The sequence below is a fragment of the Paraburkholderia sp. SIMBA_053 genome (genome assembly GCF_046534895.1).
GTDB lineage: Bacteria > Pseudomonadota > Gammaproteobacteria > Burkholderiales > Burkholderiaceae > Paraburkholderia > Paraburkholderia caledonica.
The window spans coordinates 1-415 of the sequence record NZ_JAWRXU010000148.1 but is presented as its reverse complement, the minus strand read 5'-3'; the positions used below and the strand labels follow the sequence as shown (position 1 = coordinate 415).

At 64.6% G+C, this 415-nt stretch carries 1 protein-coding gene; it reads right to left on the bottom strand.

Features of this window, described 5'->3' with window-relative positions; all coding sequences use genetic code 11:
• On the bottom strand, positions 1-415 hold a 415-nt coding region (locus SB753_RS34995; RefSeq protein ID WP_410804625.1), incomplete at both ends, for a trehalose-6-phosphate synthase.

Here is a 415-nt window from a genome sequence, read left to right as displayed (position 1 = left end):
CCTTCCAGCGTCTGCCGAATGCGCTGGTACGTCTGCACATCGGCGCGGGTCGGCGGTGCGATCTGCACGAGCGACACGCGGCCATGCCAGCCGGGCGCGCTCTGCAACAGACGCTCGAATGCCTGGAAGCGCTCGACCAGCCCTTTCGAATAATCGAGCCGGTCCACGCTCATGATCAGCTTGCGGCCGCGCATGCCGTCGCGCAGGCTACGCACTGGCTTGCGGTCGGTGAACTGCTCGGCGGCCTTGGCGATCGCATCGGGATAGATGCCGATCGGATACGCGCCCACCTTCAGGAACCGGCCGTATGCGTGAATCATGTTCTCGTCGCTCGACGTGCCGTGATGGCCGCGCTCGATGTAATCGACGAACGACTGCCGGTCCGCGTCCGTCTGAAAACCGACCACGTCATAGC